The sequence below is a fragment of the Nonomuraea sp. NPDC049695 genome, from assembly GCF_040674955.1.
Taxonomy (GTDB): domain Bacteria; phylum Actinomycetota; class Actinomycetes; order Streptosporangiales; family Streptosporangiaceae; genus Nonomuraea; species Nonomuraea helvata.
Genome location: NZ_JBFANV010000030.1, coordinates 84,268 through 102,505, shown reverse-complemented (window position 1 = coordinate 102,505; position 18,238 = coordinate 84,268). Strand labels below are relative to the sequence as shown.

Below are 18,238 nucleotides of genomic sequence, written 5' to 3'. Positions count from 1 at the left end.
TTCGGCCGGTCTCATTGGCCCACAGCGATCCCCTGACGGAAACTGATCATCATTGACGGGTTATGCCGTGTCGGTCTTTGCCCGATCGGGATGGCTCTCGTGCAGGAGGGTGCGCAGTTCGGCGGTGTCGATGATGTGGGCCAGTCTCGGGAAAATGCCGGTCATCAGGTTCTGGTGGGCTTGCGGGTCCGGGTCGGTGACGCCGTCGGAGAGGATGTAGAGCTGGTAGTCGCGGTCGGCGGCGTCGGTGACGGTGGACAGTACGGCGCCGCTGGTGGTGATGCCGGCGATGACCAGGGTGGTGATTCCGCGATCCCGCAGATGCCGGTCGAGGTCTGTGGTGGACAGGGCGCCGTAGCGGGTCTTGCGGACGGTGATGTCGCCGGGCTCGGGAGCGAGTTGATGGTGGAAAGCGGTGTCGGGTTCCTCGTGGTGCATGAGGCGCTGCCGGCCGATGAAGGAGAACGTCTTGTTGGCCGGCGGGATCGCCGCCCAGTCGGCTTCGGTGAATCCGACTCGCACGAAGGCGATGGCGACGCCGTGGGCTCGCATGTCGGCGATGGCGCCGGCCACCCGTGACAGCAGCGCTTCCGGGTTGGCCAGGCCAGGGAGCGAGGCCAGGATTCCCTGCTGGTAATCCATGACGAGCAGCGCTGCCGTCCGGGGGTCCAGCGCCGGGGTCGTGACGGTCATTTCTCTCCTTGGGTGATGAGGGCGCCCTGACACGCGAGATCGCGCCCCGGGGCCGACTACATGGTGGGCGTGAGTCGTGAGATGCCGCTGGGTAGTGGAGGCGAACCGCTCCGAAGAGGGGGCCGTCAGGCGCGGCTCGGTGCTGAGTCCGGCTCGGCGAGGGGCGCCGCGGCGCGTCGGGGGAGCAGCAGCGGGGTCGCCAGCAGGAGCACGCCGGCCAGGCCGATAGCCGTGCGCGGGCCGAACAGACCGCCGAGCACGCCCCATGCGGCCGTCAGAAGCGCGGTCGAGGCCTTGGTCGTCACCGACCAGGCCGACAGCGTGCGGGTGATCCGGTCGTTCGCGGTGCGCTCCAAGCGATAGGTGGCCTGGACGGGGTTGAAGACGCCGCAGCAGAAGATGAGCCCGAGTTCGACGCCCATCACCAGCAGCAGCCCTCCGGTGCCCGGCCCTATGAAGGCCAGCCCGACGGGCCAGACCGCTCGCAGCGTCCCGGACACGACCAGGACCCGGTGCTGCCCGAACAGGGTGACGAGCGGACGGGCCAGCCGCGAACCGAGCAGCCCGCCGATCGCGGGCACGGCGAAGGCGAGGCCGTACTGCCACGAGGTGAACCCGAGCTGGCCGAGCATCAGGACGGCCAGCAAAGCGTCGGCGGCCATCAGCAGCCCGTTGAACAAGGCGGTGTTGAAGAACAGCGGGCGCAGCGTCGCGTCGGCAAGGATGTACCGCCAGCCATCGAGCAGGTCCGCGGCGCGCAGGCGCGTGGCCTCCCGGCGCTCGGGACGCGGCTCCCGGCCGCCCGCCGCGCGGATGCCCAGGGCCGACAGCAGGTAGCTGACCGCGTCGGCCACCACCGTCGCGACCGGACCGAGCAGGCCGATCGCGGCACCGCCCAGCGGCGGTCCGATGATCGTGGTCGTCCAGGTCGTGGACTCCAGGCGGGCATTGGCGACGAGCAGGTGCTCAGCCGGCAGCAGCGTCTTCAGGTACGCGCCGGAGGCGGCGCGGAAGGTGATGTCGGCCGCCGCGACGACGACCGAGACCAGCAGGAGTTGGACGAAGGTGAGCACGCCGAGCGCGAACGCGGCGGGGATCGTCAGCAGTGCCGCGAACCGCGCCAGATCCGTCCCGATCAGCACCGGCCGCTTGCGGCGGAACTCCACCCACGGGCCCAGCGGCACCGCCACGACCGCACCCACCGCCGCTCCCACGGAGGACAACGCCGCGACCTCCACCGGCCCGGCGTGCAGCACCTGGACCGCGATCAGCGGGAACGCGCCGAAGGCGAGCCACGTGCCCAGGGCGCTGGTCCCGTACGCGCCCCAGAGCCACCCGAACTGCCGCCCCAACCGGTGCCCGCTCCTCATGCCCGATGCCCCCTCGCCACTCGCTCGCACAACCGATCCGCGATCGAAAGCATCAAAGCGCGCGCCGTACCAGGGGATCAAACAACTGAAGGGCCGTCAGCCACAACGAACGGTTGTGTCCGTAGGGTGTCGGCATGGATCTCGACACCGTACGGACCTTCGTCGTCGCCGCCGACGCGGGGCAGTTTCAGGAGGCCGCCGCCGAGCTGGCGGTCACCCAGCAGGCTGTCTCCAAGCGCATCGCCGCGCTGGAGCGCAACCTCGGCGTGCGGTTGTTCACCCGCACCGCGCGCGGCGCCGAGCTCACCATCGACGGGCAGGCGTTCCTGCCCCACGCGCGCGAGCTGCTGCGCGTCGCCGAGCGCGCGGTCGCGTCCGTGCGCACCGGCAGCCGTCCGCTGCGCGTCGACATGATCGCCTCGCGCAGCGCGGCGTCGGGCCTGATGCGCGGCTTCCACCGCGCGCATCCCGAGATCGAGCTCGACGTGGTGATGCTGTTCGATGTCGAGACGGCCGTCGCCGCCATTCGGTCCGGTGCGATCGACGCGTCCTTCCGCGCCGTCGCCGTGCCCGGCCGCCCCCTTCCCGAGGACATCGAGTCCGTCCGGGTGCTCGACGAGGCGCTCCAGCTCCTCACCGGTCCCGCCCACGCGCTGGCCGGCGCCCGGTCGGTGACCGTCGCTCAGCTCGCCGGGCACCGGATCTGGATGCCCGGCATCGTCCCCGGCACCGAGTGGGCCGCCTACTACGACGATCTCGTCGCCGAGTTCGGCCTCACCATCGAGGCGACCGGCCCCAACTTCGGCTCCGACGCGCTCCTCGACACCATCGCCGACACCCCGGCCCTGGCCACTTTCATGGGCGAGCAGACCCGCCTGGTCTGGCCCGCCGACCACGGCCTGCGCCGCATCCCGGTGACCGACCCGACGCCCGTCTACCCGCACTCACTCCTGTGGCACCGCGACAATCCCCATCCGGCGCTGGCCACTCTCCGCGCCCACCTCGCCGCCACAGCGGCCCGCCACGACGCCGCCGGGACCTGGGCGCCGGGCTGGGTGCTTCCGCGCTGAACGCCGCCGCGTCTGCGATCATCGCGGACCGACCCGGCGACGGGATCACTCCCCGAGGCGGTCGCTGACGACTTCCCGGCGCTGTTTCACGCACACGTCGCTGATCACCAGTGAGATCGACGGCGGACGGTACGGAATCGGAGCGGAAGGAGAACGGAAGGTCGGTCTCGTAGCATGCCGCAGGCATCGAGCAACCCGGTAACGGGGCGGACCACCTCATGGAGGCTTTGTGATCAGTAGACGTCAGCTCATGCGTACGGTCGGTGTCGGCGTGCCGGCCGCCGTGCTGGGCGGGACGATTGCGCAAATGTCCACTGTGTCAGCCTACGCAGGGACGAAATCGATCACAGCCGAAGGCTCCGAGCCGCAGGCCTGCGCGCAGGGCGAGGGCAAGATCATCCAGTGGGGTCCGGCCAGCGCCCCGGCAGTGCCGGCGGCCGGGTCGTCGGGAGTAACCGCCGTCTCTGCCGGGGCCTGCGCGAACCTGTACAACCTGATGCTCAAGGACGGGCGGGTGAGCATCTGGGGAAACTTGAACCTTCAGGACCCCAACCAGCAAAGGTTGTCCCGAGTACCTGTTGCGGCGACCAGAGATGTCACGGCGATCGCGACAGCCGGCGGGTATGCCTTTGCGCTCAGGGACGGTGGCGTAATCGTCTGGGGCGGTACCCACGACAGCCAGTTGTCTCTCCCCGAAGCGGCGAAATCCGGTGTCACCGCAATCGCCGGCGCGAACGGCGGAGACTCGTACGGCCTCTTTCTCAAGGACGGCGGCGTCATCCAATGGAATGGATACGTCGCCGTTCCTGACGAGGCGAGGGAGGGTATCGTCGCGATTTCCGCACGGCACCATGCTCTTGCGCTGCGGGAGGACGGCCGCGTCATCACGTGGGGGCCCGACCTTCCTGCGAACCTGACGGTGCCCGCCGAAGCGCAGTCCGGTGTCACCGCCGTCTCCGCGGGCGGCGGTTTCAGCCTCGCCCTCAAGAACGGTGCCGTGATCGCATGGGGCGACAACAAGTACGGACAACTGGAAGTCCCCTACGAGGCACAGTCCGATGTTGTCGCGATCTCCGCGGGGAACGTGGCCGGCATGGCGCTGACCGCCAGCGGCAAGATCATCGTGTGGGCGTACAACGTCTACGGGCAACTCGACATCCCCGATGAGGCGCAGTGCGGGGCGAGCACCATCTCGTGTGGATACGTCTGCATGGCGGTGCTGTGACGCTCTGCGGCTGAGCGATCTCGGCCGTCTGGAGGATCGCGGGCCGGGCTACAGCGCGACCGCGACCTGCGTCGGCGCCACGGCGGGGGCCGTGACGCCGACGACGGACGGGCCCACCGCCGCCCGCCACCTGCTGGACGCCCTGGCCCGGGTCTGCTGACTTCGCGAGACGGCGTCAGGGCCGACGCCCAAGGTCTCGCCCTCGAGCCGCCTCATGGAAACGGGGAGGAAACCACCGCTGCACTACAGCTGATCCGTATGACATACCGAACATGGCTGCCGACACTGGCGCTGGCGCTGGCGGGGCTGACGGCGCATCCTTCCGCTGCGGGCGCCACCGCGAACCCCAGCCCGAGCTCCGGCGTTTCGTCCGTGGAGTGGAAATCCTGCCCGGCCTACTCCGATGAGGTGATCCGGAGCTTGGGCGTGACGGAGGAGCGGGTTCCGGCCTTCCGTACCCTGATGAAACGCCTGGAGTGCGGGACGGTCAGCGTTCCGCTGAACCACCGCGACCCCGGCGGGCGGAAGATCGACATCGCGGTGACGCGGCTGGCCGCCACGGACGAGGCCCACCGGCTCGGCGCCACCGCCGTCCTGCCAGGAGGGCCGGGCAACAGCGGATACCTGGACCCGATCCTGCGCGCCGCGCTCAGGAACGAGGAGATGGCCAAGCTCAACGAGCGATACGACATCATCGGCTTCGACCCGCGCGGAGTGGGCTACAGCGCCAAGGTCGCCTGCCCCATCACGCCAGGAGGTCCGGAGGAGCCGGGCACGCTGACCAAGGAGGCGGCCAGGAAGATGTACGACGCCCAGGTCGCCGCCAACCAGAAGTGCGGAGGCTCCGACCCCGCCTTCCTCGGACAGCTCACCACCGAGAGCGTGGCCAAGGACCTGGACCTGGTGCGGACCGCCCTGGGTGAGCGCACGCTCAACCTGCTCGGCTTCTCCTGGGGCACCTACCTGGGCATGGTGTACCGCAGTCTGTTCCCCGAGCACACCGGACGGGCCTTCCTGGACAGCACGGCGCCGCCGTGGACCCGTCTCGACGAGCACATGAAGGACAGCGCGGAGGCGGCCGAGCGTAATTTCGGGCGCATGGCCGCCTGGCTGGCCCGCCGCGATGAGACTTACGGTCTCGGTGCCACCGCCAGGCGGGTGCGCGAGGAGGTGGCGAAGCTGGTCCGCGCGTACGACAAGAGCCCCAAGACCTACACCGACGTGCAGCGGCCCATCGACGGCGCGGCCGTCGCCGACCTGGCCAGGCGCAACTCGACCGAGTGGGTACGCGCGGGCAAGGCGCTGGCCGAACTGCGGACGGCGACGGGCACCACCGCCCCGCCCACCGTCAAGGAGCTGCTCGGCGCTCCGATGATGGGGACGCCCGTGCCCGGCGCGCCCGAAATGCTGAACATGACCATGAACTTGGCGGTCGCGTGCAACGAGGACAGCAGCCGGGCCGGTCTCGACGCCGCCTGGCGTGACTACCAGCAGCTCGTGAAGCGTCATCCGGCGACCGGGCGGTCCTGGGGGGTGGGGGTCATGTGTGCCGGCTGGCCGCTGCCGGTGCAGCAGGCCACGTTGAAGCGGAGCAGCGGGTCACTGGTGCTGGCGGGGCACCTGTACGAGTTCATGTCCGTCTACGACTGGACGCTGCAGACGCGGCGCGCCATCGGCGGCACCGTCTACACGGTCGCCGACGACGTGCACGTGTCGACCACCCGGGTGCCCGAGTGCGCCGCCGACGTGGTGCGGTACTTCGAGACGGGCCGGATCGACAGAGGCTGCGCGGGCATCGGCATCCCGAGCTGAGCGGCATCCCCAGCTGACAGGTGGCCCGCACCCGAAGGGGTGCGGGCCACCCACGATTGGCTGGATCAGACCTCCAGCTTCTCCTCGATGATCCGGAGTTGGTGCCGGGCCATCGCCAGGTTGCCGCGCGCACGGTCGAGGGCCAGGTAGAGGAAGAGCCCCTTGCCCCCACGCCCCGTGATCGGCCGGATGATGTGGTACTGGCCGCCCAGCGTGATGAGGATGTCCTCGATGCTGTCCTTGAGGCCGAGCGAGTCCATCGTGCGGAGCTTTGCCTTGACCACCTCGGTGTTGCCGGCGGCGGCGACTTGGAGGTCCAGGTCCTTGGAGCCGCCGAGCGTGCCCAGCGCCATGCCGCTGCCGTGATCGACGATCGCCGCTCCGACCGCGCCGTCGATCGTCATCATCTCCTTGAGGGAGACGTCCATGCTGGCCATTGCTTCCTCGCTTTCTACCAGGGGCTGGTTCGGTGTTGACGTGCTGCGACGGCGGCCACTGCGGCAGCCGTCTTCCTGCCCTCCAGTCGCAGCAGCCCGACGTTCGCGCCGGGGCCGGCCAGGACTGTGAGGACGATGGTGGGGCCGGCGGCATAGAACGCCACGAAGCCGGCGGTGCCCGAGATGAGGGTCTCCTCGAACGCCCCTTGGCCGGTCATGGTCAGCATCCGCCTGCTCATCGCGAGGAGCGCCGCGGACAGCGCCGCGGCCTGCTCGCCGCGGTCTCCTTCGAGGTCGCAGGCGACCTGCAGGCCGTCCACGGTGCAGGCGACGCTCCCGTTCACGTCCGGCGTGCGCTCACGCAGGAGCGCCATTTCCTCCAGAATCGGTTTCTGCAGCTCCACGGGCGGCCTCCTCCTGAGTCCGGGGAACCTCACGGCAGCTCCTCCAGTGCCTTCTTCAGCCGCATCAGCAGCGCCAGATCGGTCGGATCTCCCGTGGTGGGCGGTCCGACCGGCTGGGCCGGCGCTTCGGGATCGTGTGGCGGCCTCGCGTAGGGGTGGCGCGCCCGCCTCGGCAGCTGTCCGGCCCTGGGTTCTTCGTCCGTCCCGGTCGGCTCGGGGCGCTTCACGGCCGGTGCGGCGTGGTCCGCTTCAGGCGGGTCGAGCAGACCCGCGGCCGCCAGCCGCCTGACGGCCAGCAGGACCGAGTAGCCCGATCGGCCGATCTGATTGGCCAGCTCCAAGGGCGTGGACTTGTGGTCGGCCCCGATGATCACTTCCCATTGCACCCGGCTCAGCGTCACCCCGTGGCCCGGCAGCCACGCCACCGGTCGCACCGGCAGGGCGTCGACGTCCGCGTACGGCCAGATCTCGGCGAGATGCGCGCGCCGCCGCTCGCACTCGCGCACGAGCTCCGGCACGTCGAAGAACCACTGCCCCCCGAGCCAGTGCTGCTCCCCGGGGCGGAACTTGGGGCGTGTCCCGCTGATCGGGAGCAGGAAGAAGGCCGCGTCCAGGACCACGGCCAGCACCGCGTACTGCAGTTCGCCGGGTGTGACGGCCCCCTCCGCGAGGAGTCGCTCGCAGCCGCCGTCCGCCCGGAACCCGCGCAGCACCGCCTCCGTCATCCGGCCCCTGGCGGTGAGCAGGCGCTCGGCGTTCGGGGTCTGCGCATACTCCATGTACGTCACGCGCCCGTCAGACAGGAAGATCGTGCCGTTCCTGCCGAGCCGCAGCGCGCCCGTGGAGCGCTCGCGGGCCAGCCCGGCAAGGAGTGCGTCGAGCCTGGTCATGGTTCACGTCGTCAGCTGGCTGGAGATGGACCGCAGACGATGCCGGGCGAGGGCGAGGTTAGATCGTTCCAGGTCAAGATGTACGTAGATGACAAGCGGCCCCTCGAAGACCGTCTCCAGCGGCCTGAACAGGTGGTGACCCTTGTCGGTGGTGACGAGCATGTCATCGATGCGTACGACCTCGCCCGGGCACGTGCGGGCAAGGCCGTCGGTCGTGGCCCGCAGCGCCTCCGTCAGCGCGGCGGCCGACCGCTCGGCGTCCACGACCGAGGTGCTGCTGCAGGCCACCGCCATGCCGCTGGTGTGGTCGACCAGCATGGCCTCCAGCGCTCCCGGTATGGACATGACCTCAGCCAGGCAGGTGTCGATTCCGAGCACGTGACCTCCTCGCCGTCAGTGGAACGGAGACAGCGTAGGGGTAATAAATGGCGCTGAAGCTGGCTATAGCAGTCGAGCTTTGTTTTTTATGCGCCCAGGGAGCAGGAAAACCACTCCAATACGCATTGCTATCCTATTTATGAATAATTTTCGTGACTTTGGATGGATGCGGCGGCGCGCGCGTCACGCAGACCGTCATCCGGATCCACGCCGTGGGCTGATCCCGCGACACCCGGCCGAGCCGGTGACCTTCACGCCGTCCTGCGCCCACGGCTCGGCTGTGAACACCCTTGGGGCGATCGGTGAATAGGGAACGATGGATCCCCGCAAGAGAAGGCGGCCGATGGCACCCAGAGCGACGGCGAGAGCCGTGACATGACCCAGGTGACCCAACAGGCGACTGACGCCGCGCTCATCGAACGCTCCTTACGACAGCCGGAGTGCTTCGCCACGCTGTTCAACGCCACTACTCGTCCATTCACGGCTACGCCGAGCGTCGGCTGTCGCGCCCGCTGGCCGATGACATCGCCGCTGAGACGTTCCTGATCGCGTTCGACCGGCGTGACACCTATGACCTGTCCCGGCCGGACGCACGGCCCTGGCTGTACGGGATCGCCTCGAACTTGATCTCTCGCCACCACCGGACCGAGATCCGGCAGTACCGGGCGCTGGCCAGGACGGATGTGAGTGAGGTCGGTGAGGACCACGCGGAGCGGGTCGCGGACTCGCTCGATGCCTTCGCCGCGCGCGGCCGGCTGGCCGCCGCGCTGGCTGAGTTGCCGGCCGGGGACCGGGACGTGCTGCTGCTGGTCGCCTGGGCCGAGCTGACCTCCGACGAGGTCGGCAGGGCGCTCGGCGTGCCGGCGGGCACGGTTCGCTCGCGGTTGCACCGTGCCCGTACGAAGATCCGTGCCGTCCTGGATGCGGCGCCCACCAGGAAGGAGCGTTGATCATGAACGACTACTCGCAGGCCGATCTGGAGGCGCTCCGCCAGGCATGGCCACAGCCCGCCCCGCCATCTCCCGACGCCCGTGCCGCCGCCAGGGACGCGCTCCTCCAACGGGCCGCGGCGACCGCGCCTCGGCGGATCCGTCGCGTTCGCCTGCCCAGAGCGGGCCGGCGGGCCGTCACGATCGGCATGCTCGCTGCCGTGATCTCGGCGGTCGCGCTGGTGGTCGACCCCACGGGAGTCGAGGCGCCGCGCTCGATCGTGCCGGGAATGGCGGTGCCGGCCGCCAACGCGCAGGTGCTGCTCGGCCGGGCGGCCGAGGCCGCCGGGAGCCGCGCGTTCACCGCCCCCCGGCCTGACCAGTGGGTCTACATCGAAACGCGCGTGCAGGGTGTGAGGCAGGCTGCCCCGGGCGAGGTGCAGACCCCGCGAACGCCGCTGGAGACCAGGGTGGACCGGGCATGGACCCGGGCCGACGGCAAAGAGGTGGCCCTCTTCGAGGACGGCAAACTGGTTCGCTCGGCTACCGGCGGTGGCATGCCTCCCGTGGACTATGCCACGGTGGCCGCGCTCCCCACGGATCCCGACGCGCTGCTGGCGTGGATGTACGCGAATATGGGCGATCTCCAGAAGTTCGAGGAGGACCGGCAGATCACGGCCTACCGGTTGCTCGGCTCGATGCTCGCCCAGAACCTGGTGCCTCCGGCGCAGGAAGCGGCCGTCTACCGGGCCATGGCCAAGATCCCTGGGGTGACGGTGAACCCCGACGCGGTCGACGTCGACGGGCGTCCGGCGGTGGCGGTGGCCCGGGTCGAAGACGGCTGGGTGAGCCATGAGCTCCTGCTCGACCGCTCCACCTACACCTACCTGGGCGAGCGCGCGATCGCCAGCGCCGACCACACCACTCCGGAGCCGGGCGTCCGCGTGGAAGAGGGCCAGAAGATCAGCAACATGGCCCCCTCCCACACGATCAAGAAGGGAACGATCATGACGCTCGCTGTCCGTCTGGACATCGGGGTCACCGATCGGCCTGGGGTAAGGCCTTGAGCGCCGGCCGCCGGCGCGGGTGGTCGTCGGCTGGGGCGTTGCTCCTGCTGGCGGTCCCCTCGGCCGCCAATCTGGCTGACGGGCCCGGCTGGATCTGGACGCCGTGGCTCCCGCCGCCGCTGCTCGACCTGCTGGCGCGGGCGGGACTGCTCGACGCGTGGCTGGTGGCGGATCTCCTCGCCGCCTCTGGCGTCTTGGGGGCGGCCGGGGTGGCAGCCCACGTGGCGCGGGAGCGAACCGCCGCCGCGCTACTGCTCGCCGCGGTCTCGGCGATCAGCCTCGCCGTCGCCGCGATCGGAGGCGGCTGGCTCCCCGCATGGTACGGCGGGGCCTACGCCGCGGCGCTGATGCTGCTCCGTACCTTCCGGGAGGCAAGGCCATGACCAAGGCTCGCGCCATCCTGGCCGCCGCGGCCCTGATGGTCCAGGGGACCGTGCCTTCGGCGTCGAAGCATCCTTCCGTCGCACGCTGAAATGGCCGGGCAATGTCCGGCGTATGCCCTGCTCATGGCCTTTCATTCTTGACCGGTTCTGTGAAGACTGCTGCGGGGCTGTGCATAGGACATGCCCTATCGGGCGGAGGCGATTTTGAATGGCCGGTCGCGAATGTCATGCCTGACGTAATCCCATTTTAGGAGAGAGTTTCATGAAATCTCTGATGGCAGGGCTCACGAGCGTCGCCACAGCGGCGGTCCTTCTCACGGTCACGGCGCCCAGCGCCAGCGCCGCGACCTACACCTTGCTGGCCCAGAACAGCAAGGGCGGTGTCACGGCCAAGCTCTGGCGCAACAACCAGACAGGTGCCGTCCACGCGCAGGGGCTGAACCTGAGGCCGGGGGAGATGGCCAGACTCGACCTGTACCAGGGCATCACGCGAGCGCAGAACGTGCTGCAGCCGAACAGAGGCACGAAGCTCGACACCTCGTCGGTCGTGGTCCATCCGCCGGAGAGCTACTCGGCCTGTGCGGGTTCCCCGGCGGGTGGGACGCGTTTCGTGTGCACCGTGTACTACCGCATCAACCGCTGACTCCGACGTCCCCGCGTACGGCCGCCTGAGCCGTACGCGGGTCCCCGTCCCTTACCGGACCGCGTCGCCATGGGGCGGGGTGCTCCGCCGTGCTGCCGCGGGCCTGCTCGCCCGTACCCATGCCATGGAAAGGACGGTCACCATGACCGTTCCGATCGCCCCGGAGGCCGCGATCACCGTGGACGACATCGCGTTCTGGGCGGCGAGGCCGAACATCAGAATGGCGGCGCCCTGGGTGACCCGCATCGTCGTCGTGAGCAGTCCCACGGCCTGTCCGCGCATGTCGTCAGGGACGGTCTGCGTGAACTCGGCGGCGAGCGGGATCCAGTAGTACAGAGCGATTCCGGACAGCACGATCAGCAGAGCCGCAACCACCGCCCCGGGCACGGCGATGAACAGGGCCAGCGGAGCGCAGCTGATGATGGAGAGAACCACGACGTGCGGCGTGCGTTGGTCGGGGATCAGCAGGGGCAAGATCCAGAGTCCGATGACGATGCCGGCGGGACCGGCAGCCATCAACAGGCCGCCGGTGGCCGTCCCGTGGCCGATCTGCGCCGCGTAGGGCGCCGCGAGCGTCTCGCGAGGCCGGACAGGACGAAGGTGGTGGCGTTGAACACCAGGACCACGGACAGTCCGGTAAGCGCGCTGATCACGCCCCCAAGGCCGTATCCGACCGTGTAGGCCACGTGGTTGACCAGTTGCGTGACCGCGGACCCTTTCACGAGCCGCATCCCCGGAAGCACCACGGACATGGTGGAGATGTAGGCACTGCTGAACGGTTGGTCCAGCAGCCGGATCGCGAAAAGCAGCGCCCAGAGCGCGACCAACGGCAGTCCGGGGATCGCCATGATCAGCAGGAGCAGTGCTCGCCCGAGGTCAGCGGCCACCATGACGGCTCGCCGAGGGAACCGGTCCGCCAGACCGGCCAGCACCGGGCCCCCGATGAGGTCCGGCAGGCTGGTCAGGGCGAAGGTGACGCCCATGAGAGCCGTGGACCCGGTTTCGGCGAAGACCGTGATGACCAGCGCCGCACGCGCGACGTAATCGCCGATGGTGGACAGCGCACGACTGATGAACAGCGCACGGAACTCCCGCCTGCCGAAGATGTCCGCGTACGTGACGCGGTCGTGGGGGCGGCCTTCGCCGCGGCTGCTCTCCATGTGGTGAAGAGAGTCGGCTACCGGGCGGGACAAATCCAGGGCAGCGACCGGCCATTTTCCGGACACTCCGGTGATGCCCGGATATCAAGCTGCCGCTTCCGCCGCTGCGGCGAGCGGCAGAAATCCACCTCCGGTGCAGCTCAGGCGCTGTTTGCGCGTCTGCCAGGCAATGCACGAATCCTGCACCGATCCGACCAGCGCCCCGCAGTAACCTGCGACAGGCGGCACAAAGCCGCAGGCCATCACCCCTTTCTGCGCCGGCCGGACGTCGTCGCCGGACCTCATCCTCGAAGGGAACCGCACCCATGAAGGCCGACGAAGAACCGCCCATGGGAACGCTGCTACGAACCTGGCGCGAACAAGCGCTGCTGACCCAGGACGAGCTGGCCCACCGGGCTCAGCTGAACGTCCGTACCATCCGCCGCCTGGAACAGGGAGCATCCCATCGCCCACGAATCAACTCCCTGTCCGCGCTGGCGAAGGCGCTGAACCTGGACGCCGCGGAACGTACGCGACTGATCGCGGCCGCGAGCAGAATCCCCGCCCGTCCAGAACCTCGGGGGCCCGAAACCGCCGGGGACGCGCCGCCGCGCGCGACGATCGTACGGCGGCGGCTCCCGTCCGGCTCGACGCGTTCTGCCGGCCATGAATCGGCTGCGCGGACGCGCATCCTGGTGCTGGCCGTCCTGGAAGTCGAGCGCGTGGAAGCAGATACCCGTCCGTCAGTGGAGCTGCCGGACCTCGCTCCGCAGGTGGATGATGTCAGCGCTGGGACAGCGCGGCCCGTGGGTGCGTGTGGTCAACGCCCGTGAGGTCGGCGAGCAGGGCGCGGACCTCGTCCGCCCCCGGGCTGCCGATGTCGGTGAACAGCTCCAGGGCCTCCTGCCAGCAGCGTGCGGCTCTCTCGGGAGCGCCGGCGTCGCGGAGCACACAGCCCAGCACCTGCAGGGCGCGGGCGACCCCGAGGCGATGGCCGGTCTGCCGGTGCAGCTTCAGGGCCTGTCGGGCGTGCATGAGCGCTTGGTGATGGCGGCCGAGCCGGTCGTAGGCGGTGGCCAGCGTGGTGTGGGCGTGGCCCTCCAGGATGCGCATGTCGGCCATGGCGGCGCTGCCCAGCGCACGGTGGGCGCGCTGGAGGGCCTGGTGGGGCTGGTCGAGGGTGAGGCAGACGTCGGCCAGCCCCAGTTGCGCGTCGGCCTCGAACACGGGGCTGGGGATCTGCTGCGCCAGCATGAGTGCCTGCCGGTAGTGGTCACCGGCGTCCTGGGCGCTGCCGAGCCGCAGGTGGATGCCGGCCAGGACGATCCGGACCCTGGCCTCGGTGAACCGGTCGCCGATCTCGCCGGCCAGCCGCAGCGCGTCCTGCGCCTGGGCCAGCGCCTCCTTCGTGCGGCCGGCATCGCGGTCCAGCGCGGCAAGGCAGCGCAGGAAGTAGCCGTGGCCGAACCGGAGGCCCAGTTCCTGGTAGAGCCGCATGGCGCTGGTGAGGCGCCGACGGGCGGTCTCCAGCCGGCCCAGGTCGTGGTCGATCTCGCCCAAGGCGCCCAGCGTGCTCGTCACCCCGATGTGTGAATCGAGCCGCCGGTACAGCGCGAGCGCCTGGGTCTGGTGCTGGGCGGCCTCGTGCAACCGGCCCAGGACTCGCTCCGTCAGGCCGAGGTCGAACAGGCACTCGGCCTCCCCGCCCAGCCAGCCGCTCCGGCGGTACAACTCCACCGCCTGGGCCAGGTCGTCGGCGGACTGATGGAGGTCGCCCGCCATCATGGCCACGTTCGCCTGGCAGAACAGGGCGGCGGCCTGGCCGTCGGTCCAGCCGGCCTGGCGGGCCAGGGTGAGCGCGGTGGCGATATGCCGGCGGGCCGGCTGGGAGCGGCTGGCGGCTCGGTTGGCCTGGCCGAGGCTGAGGTGGCTGAGGGCCTGGGCGCGTACATCTCCGGCGACGGTGGCGGCGTCCAGCCCGGCCTGCGCCACCAGCAGCCACTCCACCATGGGACGCCGCTGCCAGAAGTAGCCGCGCAAGGCGTCGGCGAGCCGCCAGGCGGCCGGGTGGGGGCCGTGGTCGGCGGCGTACTGGGTGGCGGCCACCAGGTTGGCGAGCTCGACCTCCAGCCACGCCGCCGCCTGGGAATGGTCGATGAACGCTGTCGGTGAGGAGGTACCGGCCGCCGATGGGAGGGGCGGCAGGCGCACCTCCTCCGGGTACAGCAGTTCGGCGGCGGCGTCGATGCTGTGGAGGTACCAGTCCAGCAGCCGCTCCAGGGCCGCTTCGCAGTGCGCCTGGCCGTCGTGCTGCTGAGCGCGCCGGCGCGCGTACAGCCCCAGGAGGTCGTGCAGGCCGTACCGGCCATGACCGCGGGGTTCGACCAGATGGGCGTCCGCCAGTTCGTCGAGCAGCCGGCCCGCGACCTCCACCGCGACCCCCGCCAGCGCCGCAGCCCCCGGCACGCTCACCTGCGGCCCCGGCACCAGCCCCAGCAGCCGGAACAACCGTCGGCTCTCCGGCGGCAGGCGGTCGTAGGAGTGGTCGAAGGCGATCCGCACCGCGGCCTGCGGGTCGCCGGCCACGGCCAGCCCGCCCAGCCGGTCCCCGGCCCGCAGCTCCGCCAGGTACGCCGCGATCGACTTCTCGGGGCGGCTGGTGAGGTTGGCCGCGGCGATCCGCAGCGCCAGCGGCAGGAAGCCGCACAGCCTGGCCAGCTCGTGAGCCGCTGCCGGCTCGGCGGCCACCCGCTCGGCACCCAGCAGCCGAACGAGGAGCGCCACCGCCTCCTCCGGGCTGAACAGATCCAGAGTCACGCAGTGGGCGCCGTGGGTGGCGACCAGCCCGGTGAGCCGATCCCGGCTCGTGATCACCACCACGCACCCGGGGCTGCCGGGCAGCAGCGGGCGGACCTGCTCGGCATCGCGGGTGTTGTCCAGCACCACCAGCACCCGCTTGTCCGCGAGCAGCGACCGGTACAGAGCGGCGGCCTGCTCGGTCTCGGTGGGGATCTGCTCGGGTGCGACCCCGAACGCCCGCAGCAGCCCACCCAGCGCCTGCAGCGAAGAGAGCGGCGGGTGCTGCGCGTATCCCTGGAGGTTGATGTACAGCTGGCCGTCGGGGAACAGTACTGCCACGCGGTGGGCCCAGTGAGTCGCCAGCGCGGTCTTGCCCACTCCGGCAGCTCCCGCGATCGCGGTCAGCACCAGGGTCGTGCCCGCATCGTCGCCTTCGCCCGCCTCCAGGAGCGCGTCCAGTCGCTCCAGAAGCTCGGCGCGGCCGGTGAATCCGAGCACGTCCGCCGGGAGCTGCGCCGGCCGCCACTGGCCGTTCACGCTCGCGGCGGCGGTGCCTGCGGCGGCCGTACTCGCGGTGGCCGTGCTCGCGGCGGTCGTGCCTGAGGCGGTCGTACGGTCTGGCGGCCGGATAGGGGCAAGGTCGCCCTGAAGCACCCGCGCCTGCGCGTCCCGCAGCTCCGCGCCGGGCTCCACCCCGAGCTCCCGCACCAGCAGGTCGCGGAACCGGGTGAACAGCTCCAGCGCGGCCGCCTGCTCGCCGGAACCGGCCAATGCCAGCATCAACCGTGCGTGCAGCCCTTCGTGCAGCGGCTCCACCGCCACCAGCGCGCGTAACCGCTCGGCGGCCTGCCGGTGCGCACCCAGCCGGAGGGCCAGGTCGGCGAACTCCAGGGCCGCCGCAACCCGCCGCTGGGTGACCGCCGTCGCGGCCGGGTGCTGCCGCACCCGGGGCAGGTCGGCCAGCGCCGCGCCGCGCCAGCACCCAAGCGCTTGGGTCAGCAGTTCCAGAGCCGCTCGGGGATCGGTGTCCCGCACCTTGTGCGCCTGGGCTGTCAGGGCGTCGAAGCGCAGCAGGTCCAGCTCGCCGTCGCCGACGGTGAACACGTACCCTCCGCTCCTGCCGGCGCTGACCAGCACCTGGGCGGACGCGCTCCCGGCTCGGGCCGGCCGCAGCAGCGCGCGCAGCCGCGCGACATAGGAACGGACCAGGTTGCGGCAGGTCGGCGGCGGGTCTTCACCCCAGAGCGTGTCGATGATCTCGTCGAACCCCACCGGCTGGCCGGGCTGGAGGGCCAGCAGTCCGAGCAGGCTGCGCTGCATGAGCGGCCCGGTCACCGTCCGGGAGCCGTGGTGTACCGTCAGCGGCCCCAGCACCCCGACGCTCAATCGTCCGTCAGCCCCGGACCCGCCATCCATCGACGGTGCGGCGGGTGTGCCTTCCGCGCGGGCGGCGGCAGTCGCCGCCTCGCCCCCGGCCAGGCCGACCGCGGCCGCCAGCCGCCGCGCCGACTCCGACCGGGGATGCCGCACGCGCCCCTGCTCGATGTCCCGCACCGCACGCACGCTCACGCCGGCCCGCCGACTGAGCTGCTGCTGGGTCAGTCCCGCGCGGCGCCGGTGGACGCGCAGCGTCTCGCCGAACGTGGTCGGTCCACCCGCACCGATGCCGGATTCGTCATCCGGCTCCGCGCGTGCCTTCTCCCAGGCGGCCTTCTCCTTGGCGTGCTGCTCGACCAGCTCGGCCTTCTCCCGCCGCAGCCGCGCCAGCTCCTCCTCCGCCGACTCCTTCAGCTTTCCGCCTCCGCCGCCGCTCCCCGTAAGCCCCGCTCCATGGAGAAATTATTCTTCTCCATCTGTCACGTCAACGCCTGCCATTGGTGGAAATACCGATGTTCGTTGACAGATCAGGTGCCAGGGTGGAGAAAAAATATCTGTTATAGGAGATGGTGGTGCGACCGGTGGCACTCCGTGGTCGCCGTCGCCGCCGCTCGGGCTAGCATCGGGCCATGCCGTTGACCGCGAACGACGTCGACCGGTTCGAGGCGTCCAGGCCGCGCCTGGAGGCCATCGCCTACCGCCTCCTCGGCTCCGCCGTGGAGGCCGAGGACGCGGTGCAGGAGACGTTCCTGCGCTGGCAGTCCGCCGACGTCGACCGCATCGAGGTCCCCGAGGCCTGGCTGACGAAGGTTCTCACCAACCTCTGCCTCAACGAGCTCACCTCCGCGCGGGCGCGCCGCGAGACCTACGTGGGCCGATGGCTTCCCGAGCCGCTGCTCGCCGGGGACCCGATGCTCGGCCCGGCCGACACCGCCGAGCAGCGCGAATCGGTCTCGTACGCGGTCCTCACCCTCATGGAGCGCCTCGCCCCCAACGAGCGGGCGGTGTACGTGCTGCGGGAGGCCTTCGACTACCCGCACCGGGAGATCGCCGAGATCCTCGACATCAGCGAGGCCGCCAGCCAGCAGATCTTCCACCGCGCCAAGAAGCACGTCGCGGACGGCAAGGTCCGCACCGAGATCGACGAGGCCGCCGCCCGGCGGATCGTCGAGGAGTTCCTGGCGGCCGCCACCAGCGGCCAGACCGAGCCGCTCGTACGCCTGCTCACCAAGGACGCCATCTCGATCGGCGACGGCGGCGGAAAGGTCCCGGCCCGCGCCAAGGCGTTCGAGGGCGCCGTCGCGGTCGCGAAGTTCCTGCGGGGGCTGCTCAAACCAGGCGAGGCCAAGCGCACCATGTTCGGCGGCACGATCGAGGTCTACGCCTGGACCGCCAACGGCGACCCCGCCGTCGTGGCCGTCGTGGACGGCCAGGTCGTTGGCGTCATGTGCCTGGAGGTCACCGCCGAGGGCCTCGCCGCGTTCCGCAACCAGGTCAACCCCGACAAGCTCGAACGCGCGACCGCTCTCTGGGCGGCAGTCGATCACGGGGAGCCCCTGTTCGAGATCTTCTGATCGCTATGTGAGGTGCTTCACATCGCGTTCCTGTCAGGAAACGGCGGG

Annotated in this window: 19 protein-coding genes; 9 read left to right on the top strand and 10 right to left on the bottom strand. The window is 70.5% G+C overall.

Annotated features, from left to right (window positions below; all coding sequences use genetic code 11):
• Positions 1 to 60: 60 nt before the first annotated feature.
• Positions 61 to 693 carry a cysteine hydrolase gene (locus AB0J64_RS25610; protein WP_364031483.1) on the bottom strand — a complete coding sequence of 211 codons (633 nt, stop codon included), beginning with the start codon at positions 691 to 693 and terminating at the stop codon, positions 61 to 63.
• A 125-nt stretch (positions 694 to 818) separates the two neighbouring features.
• Positions 819 to 2,063: an MFS transporter gene (locus AB0J64_RS25605; RefSeq protein ID WP_364031480.1), complete on the bottom strand. Its 1,245-nt coding sequence runs from the start codon at positions 2,061 to 2,063 to the stop codon at positions 819 to 821.
• Positions 2,064 to 2,197: 134 nt separating this feature from the next.
• Between AB0J64_RS25605 and AB0J64_RS25600 the strand changes: the two genes are divergently transcribed.
• Positions 2,198 to 3,133: a LysR family transcriptional regulator gene (locus AB0J64_RS25600; protein ID WP_364031477.1), complete on the top strand. Its 936-nt coding sequence runs from the start codon at positions 2,198 to 2,200 to the stop codon at positions 3,131 to 3,133.
• A 250-nt stretch (positions 3,134 to 3,383) separates the two neighbouring features.
• Positions 3,384 to 4,358, top strand: a complete 975-nt coding sequence (locus AB0J64_RS25595; protein WP_364031474.1) for a hypothetical protein — start codon at positions 3,384 to 3,386, stop codon at positions 4,356 to 4,358.
• Between the two features lie 48 nt (positions 4,359 to 4,406).
• Here AB0J64_RS25595 and AB0J64_RS25590 read toward each other — a convergent pair whose 3' ends face one another.
• A complete protein-coding gene (locus AB0J64_RS25590) occupies positions 4,407 to 4,574 on the bottom strand; it encodes a hypothetical protein (RefSeq protein ID WP_364031471.1) in 168 nt (55 codons plus the stop codon).
• Positions 4,575 to 4,616: 42 nt separating this feature from the next.
• Here AB0J64_RS25590 and AB0J64_RS25585 point away from each other — a divergent pair, with 42 nt between their 5' ends.
• Positions 4,617 to 6,170 (top strand): alpha/beta fold hydrolase, encoded by a 1,554-nt coding sequence (locus tag AB0J64_RS25585; protein ID WP_364031468.1) that lies wholly within the window; start codon positions 4,617 to 4,619, stop codon positions 6,168 to 6,170.
• Positions 6,171 to 6,235: 65 nt separating this feature from the next.
• Here the strand turns inward: AB0J64_RS25585 and AB0J64_RS25580 are convergent, their stop codons facing one another.
• From AB0J64_RS25580 to AB0J64_RS25565, 4 genes are read right to left on the bottom strand one after another with little or no spacing between them, the layout of a single operon-like run.
• Positions 6,236 to 6,607 carry a hypothetical protein gene (locus AB0J64_RS25580; protein WP_364031465.1) on the bottom strand — a complete coding sequence of 124 codons (372 nt, stop codon included), beginning with the start codon at positions 6,605 to 6,607 and terminating at the stop codon, positions 6,236 to 6,238.
• 14 nt (positions 6,608 to 6,621) lie between these two features.
• Complete coding sequence (locus AB0J64_RS25575) at positions 6,622 to 7,011, bottom strand: roadblock/LC7 domain-containing protein (protein ID WP_364031462.1); 390 nt, start codon at positions 7,009 to 7,011, stop codon at positions 6,622 to 6,624.
• Between the two features lie 29 nt (positions 7,012 to 7,040).
• Positions 7,041 to 7,901 (bottom strand): hypothetical protein, encoded by an 861-nt coding sequence (locus AB0J64_RS25570; protein WP_364031459.1) that lies wholly within the window; start codon positions 7,899 to 7,901, stop codon positions 7,041 to 7,043.
• A 3-nt stretch (positions 7,902 to 7,904) separates the two neighbouring features.
• Positions 7,905 to 8,279, bottom strand: a complete 375-nt coding sequence (locus AB0J64_RS25565) for a roadblock/LC7 domain-containing protein (protein ID WP_364031457.1) — start codon at positions 8,277 to 8,279, stop codon at positions 7,905 to 7,907.
• Between the two features lie 440 nt (positions 8,280 to 8,719).
• Between AB0J64_RS25565 and AB0J64_RS25560 the strand changes: the two genes are divergently transcribed.
• The 4 genes from AB0J64_RS25560 (at position 8,720) to AB0J64_RS25545 (ending at position 11,301) form a co-directional block, all read left to right on the top strand.
• Positions 8,720 to 9,229, top strand: a complete 510-nt coding sequence (locus tag AB0J64_RS25560) for an RNA polymerase sigma factor (protein ID WP_364031454.1) — start codon at positions 8,720 to 8,722, stop codon at positions 9,227 to 9,229.
• Between the two features lie 2 nt (positions 9,230 to 9,231).
• Positions 9,232 to 10,275, top strand: coding sequence for a CU044_5270 family protein (locus AB0J64_RS25555; RefSeq protein ID WP_364031451.1), 1,044 nt, complete (start codon positions 9,232 to 9,234; stop codon positions 10,273 to 10,275).
• Positions 10,272 to 10,658: a hypothetical protein gene (locus AB0J64_RS25550; RefSeq protein WP_364031448.1), complete on the top strand. Its 387-nt coding sequence runs from the start codon at positions 10,272 to 10,274 to the stop codon at positions 10,656 to 10,658. The genes AB0J64_RS25555 and AB0J64_RS25550 overlap by 4 nt, the downstream gene beginning before the upstream one ends.
• 262 nt (positions 10,659 to 10,920) lie before the next feature.
• Entirely contained in the window at positions 10,921 to 11,301 is a 381-nt protein-coding gene (locus tag AB0J64_RS25545) for a hypothetical protein (RefSeq protein ID WP_364031445.1), read from the top strand.
• Between the two features lie 51 nt (positions 11,302 to 11,352).
• Here AB0J64_RS25545 and AB0J64_RS25540 read toward each other — a convergent pair whose 3' ends face one another.
• Positions 11,353 to 11,775 (bottom strand): hypothetical protein, encoded by a 423-nt coding sequence (locus AB0J64_RS25540; protein WP_364031442.1) that lies wholly within the window; start codon positions 11,773 to 11,775, stop codon positions 11,353 to 11,355.
• Between the two features lie 41 nt (positions 11,776 to 11,816).
• Positions 11,817 to 12,461 (bottom strand): MFS transporter, encoded by a 645-nt coding sequence (locus tag AB0J64_RS25535; RefSeq protein ID WP_364031439.1) that lies wholly within the window; start codon positions 12,459 to 12,461, stop codon positions 11,817 to 11,819.
• 305 nt (positions 12,462 to 12,766) lie between these two features.
• On the opposite strand from AB0J64_RS25535, the gene AB0J64_RS25530 reads away from it, so the two are divergent.
• Positions 12,767 to 13,273 carry a helix-turn-helix transcriptional regulator gene (locus tag AB0J64_RS25530; protein WP_364031436.1) on the top strand — a complete coding sequence of 169 codons (507 nt, stop codon included), beginning with the start codon at positions 12,767 to 12,769 and terminating at the stop codon, positions 13,271 to 13,273.
• Here the strand turns inward: AB0J64_RS25530 and AB0J64_RS25525 are convergent.
• Positions 13,224 to 16,868, bottom strand: coding sequence for a BTAD domain-containing putative transcriptional regulator (locus AB0J64_RS25525; protein WP_364031527.1), 3,645 nt, complete (start codon positions 16,866 to 16,868; stop codon positions 13,224 to 13,226). The two genes, AB0J64_RS25530 and AB0J64_RS25525, sit on opposite strands and share 50 nt — an antisense overlap.
• Positions 16,869 to 17,245: 377 nt before the next feature.
• Between AB0J64_RS25525 and AB0J64_RS25520 the strand changes: the two genes are divergently transcribed.
• Positions 17,246 to 18,190, top strand: coding sequence for an RNA polymerase sigma-70 factor (locus AB0J64_RS25520; protein ID WP_364031433.1), 945 nt, complete (start codon positions 17,246 to 17,248; stop codon positions 18,188 to 18,190).
• The last annotated feature ends 48 nt before the right edge of the window (positions 18,191 to 18,238 follow it).